This is a genomic window from Pseudoduganella sp. RAF53_2 (assembly GCF_052113985.1).
Taxonomy (GTDB): Bacteria; Pseudomonadota; Gammaproteobacteria; order Burkholderiales; family Burkholderiaceae_D; genus Rugamonas.
Genome location: NZ_JBFRDW010000452.1, coordinates 1 through 5,090, shown reverse-complemented (window position 1 = coordinate 5,090; position 5,090 = coordinate 1). Strand labels below are relative to the sequence as shown.

Here is a 5,090-nt window from a genome sequence, read left to right as displayed (position 1 = left end):
GCGTACGCGTGTTCGTGCGCGAGAACCCACTGTATCAGGGCTGAGCGCTCGCAAGCACCTCTTCCAGCGCGCGTGCCGCTTTGCTGCGGTAACGCGCGCGATGGCGCAGCAGGTAGAAGCCGCGCGGCGGCAGCTTGACCGGCGCCCGCACCAGCAATCCTGCGTCCAGATAGGGGGCCACCACCAGTTCTGACACGCCCGCCGCATAGCCGCCATTCGCCAGCACGGCGGAGCGCATCGCCTCGTTCGACGGCAGCGTCAGCGCCACCTGCAGTTGCGGCGTCTGCACGCCATGCTCCGCCAGCATGGCTTCGAGCGCCGAACGCGTACCGGAACCCTGCTCGCGCATCACCCATTCGCCCTTCTGCAACTCGGCCGCACTCAGGCGCTTTTTCTGCGCCCACGGATGCTGCGGCGTGACCGCAACCACGATACGGTCGCTGCCCGCTTGATTGATATGCAGGTCGGGAGCCTCGACCAATCCTTCCACCAGACCCAGTTCCGCCTCGCCTTCCAGCACTGCACGCGCCACGCTGTGCGAATTGCCCGCTTCCAGTTCGATATCGATGCGTGGATGGCGCGCCCGGAAGGCGACCAGCAGCGGCGGCAGCCAATAGCTCGCAATGGTCTGGCTGGCCTGCACCCGCAGCGTACCACGCTCGCCGTCCGCCAGTTCAGCCAGCGCGCGTTCGGCCGCTGCAGCGCTGGCCAGGGTGGCACGCGCCTCCACCAGGAACAGCCTTCCAGCCGCATTGGTTTCGATGCGCCGGCCAACCCGGTCAAACAAGGGCGTGCCATAGCGCTCTTCCAGTGCGCGGATGGAAGCGCTTACCGCCGATGGCGTCAGTGCCAGCACGTCCGCAGCCTGGGTCAGATGCTGGCGTTCAGCTACAGCGACGAAGATGCGAAGCTGCTCAAGAGTCATCGTTCAATCCAATCGAATGAAATCTCAAATATTATAAGATGGACTGAATGATTGATCRCTCCGAAAATATCGTCATGGGCACAAGAATGTGCTGACGAATACTCTGGAGACGACCATGAAACTGCTTCCCGGACTAATCATTTGCGGCCTGGTCACCGGCGCCGCCGTCCTGCTGGAACGCGAAGGCGCCGCGTTGCTGGGCCATGCCTGGCTGGAGCCGCTGGTCATCGCTATCCTGCTGGGCAGCGTGGTGCGTACCTGGCTGACCTCCGACAAACAGTGGCCAACTTTCGACCCCGGCGTGCAATTCAGCGCACGCTTCCTGCTCGAAGTCGCGGTGATGCTGCTGGGTGCTTCCGTCAGCGCCCGCAGCCTGGCTGAACGTGGCCCGGCCCTGCTGATCGGCATTGCGGGTGTGGTCGCAGTGGCGATTGCAGCCAGCTATGCGATCGGCCGCGCGCTGCGCCTGCCGCACAAAATGGCGGTGCTGATCGCCTGCGGCAACTCAATCTGCGGCAATTCCGCCATTGCGGCCGTCGCCCCCGTGATCGATGCAGATGGCCGCGACGTGGCAGGCGCCATCGCCTTCACCGCGGTGCTGGGCGTGGCCGTGGTGCAGACGCTGCCCCTGCTCGACAGCGTGCTGGGTCTCTCGCCCATGCAATACGGCGTGCTGGCCGGACTGACGGTGTACGCGGTACCGCAAGTGCTGGCCGCCACCGCGCCGGTGTCGATGATGAGCCTTCACATTGGCACCCTGGTCAAGCTGGTACGCGTGCTGATGCTCGGCCCCGTGGTGCTGGCCCTGCCCTTCCTGCGCCGCGGCCGCGCCAGCACGGCCGGCGCATCGCGCCCTGCCATCAGCCACCTGCTGCCGTGGTTCATCCTCGGCTTCCTGTCGCTGATGGCGCTACGCACTTTTGGCGTGATTCCGCAGGGCGTATTGGCTGCCAGCCAGGCCGTCTCCGGCGCGCTGACCACCGTGTCGATGGCCGCGCTGGGCCTCGGCACGGACCTGCGCGCCGTGCTGCGTGCCGGTCCGCGCGTGTCCGCGGCCGTGGTGCTGTCGCTGCTCGTGCTGACCGTGGTCAGCCTGGCGCTGATCAAGGTGCTGCATATCACCTGAGCGCCAGCATCAGCATGCGGTCGAACATCCGGTCCGACAACAGGAAGCGCAGGAAAAGCATGGGCGTAGCCAAAAAGCCTGCGTGGTAGCGGGTCTTTGGCTGTCCTGCTTTCAAGGCCTTCACGATCAAGTCAGAAATCACGCTCGGCGCCGGAACTTTCGGCTGCACGGCAGCCTGCGCCTTGCGCAGTTTCGCCACCAGTCCCGCGTAGGCACCCTTGCCGGAATAACGCTCCGCTTCTTCGTCCGCAATATCGCCCCACTCGCTCTCGATACCGCCCGGCTGGATCACCACCACGTCGATGCCAAATGGCTTGACCTCCAGCCGCAACGCATCCGAGTATGCCTCCAGTGCGAATTTCGAAGCGTGATACCAGCCTCCCAACGGACCTGCGAACTTGCCGCCCATGGACGAGATATTGAAGATGCGGCCGAACTTCTGTGCGCGCATATGCGGCAGGCAAAGCTGGGTAAGTCGAGCCAGGCCGATGACATTGGTTTCCAGCTGACGCCGCGCCTCGGCCATTGGCACGTCTTCCAGTGCGCCATACTGACCGTAGCCCGCGTTGTTGATCAATACATCGATGCGGCCATGCTGGCGGATGATCTCATCCACCGCTGCGACCAGCGATGCGTCGTCCGTAACGTCCATGCTCAGTGTGCGACCACCTGCATCGCGGATTTCCTGCATGCGCTCGACACGGCGGGCGGCGCCATAGRCGACGTATCCCTCGTCAATCAGGCGCAGCGCGAAATCCTTACCCATTCCGGACGAGGCGCCTGTGATCAGTGCAACTTGCTGTTTCATTAATCTCTCCGTAATTAACTAACTAGTTGGTTATAAGATAGCCGCTTGTTCGGTTGATGTCAACCAACCGGTTGTTTAGAATTCCGGGATGAGCAGAAACGCAGAAGAAACCCGCAAAAAAATCCTCGCCTCCGCCACGGCCGAATTCGCACAATTCGGCATCGCTGGCGCACGCGTGGACCGCATCGCCGCGACTGCCGGCTGCAACAAGGCCATGCTGTACGCCTACTTCGGCAATAAGGAACAGTTGTTTGACGCCGTGTTCGAGTCCATCATCAGCGAAGTCCTCGAAGGTGTTCCGATTGACGCCAATAACCTGCCAGAGTATGCGGGCCGGCTGTTTGATCTGGGACGGAGCCGTCCCGATCTCATCAAACTGAATTTATGGCGCACGCTGGAGCGCAGCGCACCGGAACACGCGTCTGCAATCGAACAGCAGGCCATGCAAACGAAAGTCGCGGCCATTGTGCGCGCTCAGGAAGCCGGTATCGTCACCAAACGCTTCCCGCCGGAGCAGGTGCTGCTGCTGGTGCTGAAGATGGCGAGTATCGGCAGCGAAGGCTCGCCGGAAGGCTGCCTGCCTCACCTGCCGGCCGCCGCAGTGCGCAATCTCATCGTCGAAGCAGTGAAAGCCCTGGTCAACGACTGACGTTTCGGCGTCACACCCGCCGCATCAAGCTTCTGGGGAGGATCTGGCGCGCTTAGGTGAAGACGTAGCCTTCGAAGTCGATCRATACCATCAGCAAATCGCGCACCGCTTTCATGTCCGGCCCGCGCAGGTAGGCCCGGCGGCGGGTTGGCATCATCAGGCCCTGGACTTCGATGTGGCCGTCGATGTATTGCGCTGCGGGGAACGAACCTGCAACATCAACCTGGTAGTCGTGCCGGCGCAATAGCAGGTCCGGCCCGAAATAGAAGTCCTGCACCTCGCAATGGCTGGCGATATGTTTGGGGAAGCGCACGCGCAGGCCGCGCCATTGTTCGCCATCTTCTTCGATCGCCGCGATCTCCTCCATTTCAAAGCCTGGCATGGCCAGGAAGAACGGCGACGTCAGATAGGTCCACATCGCGTAGCCGTTGAAGTAGGCGCGGTGCAGCGGATTCCACGGCGTATTCATTGTGTGGCCATCGAAGCTGACGCGCGGATCACTCAACTCCTTCACCACTTCGCCATCAAGGGTTTCGATTGCCACCCGCTCGGGCCGGAAATTGGTGCGCCAGTTCGGCTGTCCGAACGGCGTCACGGAGGCAAATTCCTCGTGCAACGCGACGGTCATGGTGCGCGTGTTCGAATCCTGGATCAGTCCTTTCAGCGGCCACAAACCACCGCCGCTGACCACATCCACCTGCACCGTATTGAACTGCCTGAACCGCGCCAGGCCACCATGCGCATCCAGCACGCGCTTTACAAACTCGTTCATGACTCACTCCTGCGTTGCACGATCAGATTGGCGACAAACACTTGTGCCGCCTGATCTTCCTGATTGAACGTGGTGCCGCGAACCTTGGCAATGCCCTGCTCCGGACGCGATTTCGAAGCGCGCACTTCAAGAACCTCGAATTCGGCGTGCAAGGCATCGCCGGGACGCACCGGCAACGGCCACTTCAACTCTTCGAATCCCGCACCAACGATACCGCCAGCCGGACGAAACTCGCTATCCACCAGAAGGCGCATGGTCAGCGCCGCCGTATGCCAGCCACTCGCAGCGTGGCCACGAAAGATCGTGTCCCTTGCCGCCATCTCGTCCAGGTGAAAAGGCTGCGGATCGAACTCGGCGGCGAATGCCTTGATCTGCTCCGCGCTTACAGTCAATTTGCCGGAACGGTACTTTTGGCCCGGCTCCAGATCTTGCAAGTAAAGCATCTTCATAAGGCCTCCGCGATTAAATAACGATCGTTATGCTATCATGCCTGTGTTGTCGGCGCGGTCCATTGCGAAATCCGTGTTGACTCCTTCGACGCACACTGACCAACCTCTTAGGAGAACAAAATGAAAAACCTGAAACTGGCTCTCGCCGCCCTTTCCCTCGCCGCCATCTCCGGCGCCGCCTTCGCCCATAGCCTCACCGGCACCGTCGGCGACTACGGCCGTATCGCCCCTGCCGGCAGCGCCGATCGCCAGATCGCGGTGACTGCCGCGACGCACAGCATCAATGTGACCGATGGCGAAACCATCGAGTTCACCAACGGCACCGATTCGGTCACCTGGCACTTCGAAACCTATCCTGGCC

General features: G+C 61.9%; 7 protein-coding genes. 3 read left to right on the top strand and 4 right to left on the bottom strand.

Going from position 1 to position 5,090, the window contains the following annotated elements; genetic code table 11:
• Positions 1–34: 34 nt before the first annotated feature.
• Positions 35–925 (bottom strand): LysR family transcriptional regulator, encoded by an 891-nt coding sequence (locus tag AB4Z11_RS22680; RefSeq protein ID WP_442027832.1) that lies wholly within the window; start codon positions 923–925, stop codon positions 35–37.
• Positions 926–1,040: 115 nt separating this feature from the next.
• Between AB4Z11_RS22680 and AB4Z11_RS22675 the strand changes: the two genes are divergently transcribed.
• A complete protein-coding gene (locus AB4Z11_RS22675; RefSeq protein ID WP_442027831.1) occupies positions 1,041–2,051 on the top strand; it encodes a YeiH family protein in 1,011 nt (336 codons plus the stop codon).
• Here AB4Z11_RS22675 and AB4Z11_RS22670 read toward each other — a convergent pair.
• Positions 2,044–2,859 (bottom strand): oxidoreductase, encoded by an 816-nt coding sequence (locus tag AB4Z11_RS22670; protein ID WP_442027829.1) that lies wholly within the window; start codon positions 2,857–2,859, stop codon positions 2,044–2,046. The two genes, AB4Z11_RS22675 and AB4Z11_RS22670, sit on opposite strands and share 8 nt — an antisense overlap.
• An 88-nt stretch (positions 2,860–2,947) precedes the next feature.
• On the opposite strand from AB4Z11_RS22670, the gene AB4Z11_RS22665 reads away from it, so the two are divergent.
• Positions 2,948–3,508, top strand: a complete 561-nt coding sequence (locus AB4Z11_RS22665; protein WP_442027828.1) for a TetR family transcriptional regulator — start codon at positions 2,948–2,950, stop codon at positions 3,506–3,508.
• A 52-nt stretch (positions 3,509–3,560) separates the two neighbouring features.
• Here AB4Z11_RS22665 and AB4Z11_RS22660 read toward each other — a convergent pair whose 3' ends face one another.
• Both AB4Z11_RS22660 and AB4Z11_RS22655 read right to left on the bottom strand, forming a co-directional pair.
• Positions 3,561–4,280: a hypothetical protein gene (locus tag AB4Z11_RS22660; RefSeq protein WP_442027827.1), complete on the bottom strand. Its 720-nt coding sequence runs from the start codon at positions 4,278–4,280 to the stop codon at positions 3,561–3,563.
• Positions 4,277–4,729, bottom strand: a complete 453-nt coding sequence (locus AB4Z11_RS22655; protein ID WP_442027825.1) for a MaoC family dehydratase — start codon at positions 4,727–4,729, stop codon at positions 4,277–4,279. Before AB4Z11_RS22655 ends, AB4Z11_RS22660 begins: the two co-directional genes overlap by 4 nt.
• 120 nt (positions 4,730–4,849) lie before the next feature.
• Here AB4Z11_RS22655 and AB4Z11_RS22650 point away from each other — a divergent pair.
• On the top strand, positions 4,850–5,090 hold a 241-nt coding region (locus AB4Z11_RS22650; protein ID WP_442027824.1), incomplete at its 3' end, for a CzcE family metal-binding protein.

Bases quoted from the DNA above. Each gene is read 5' to 3' on its own strand.
- AB4Z11_RS22680 (WP_442027832.1), bottom strand. From the start codon at position 925: ATGACTCTTGAGCAGCTTCGCATCTTCGTCGCTGTAGCTGAACGCCAG.
- AB4Z11_RS22675 (WP_442027831.1), top strand. From the start codon at position 1,041: ATGAAACTGCTTCCCGGACTAATCATTTGCGGCCTGGTCACCGGCGCC.
- AB4Z11_RS22665 (WP_442027828.1), top strand. From the start codon at position 2,948: ATGAGCAGAAACGCAGAAGAAACCCGCAAAAAAATCCTCGCCTCCGCC.
- AB4Z11_RS22655 (WP_442027825.1), bottom strand. From the start codon at position 4,729: ATGAAGATGCTTTACTTGCAAGATCTGGAGCCGGGCCAAAAGTACCGT.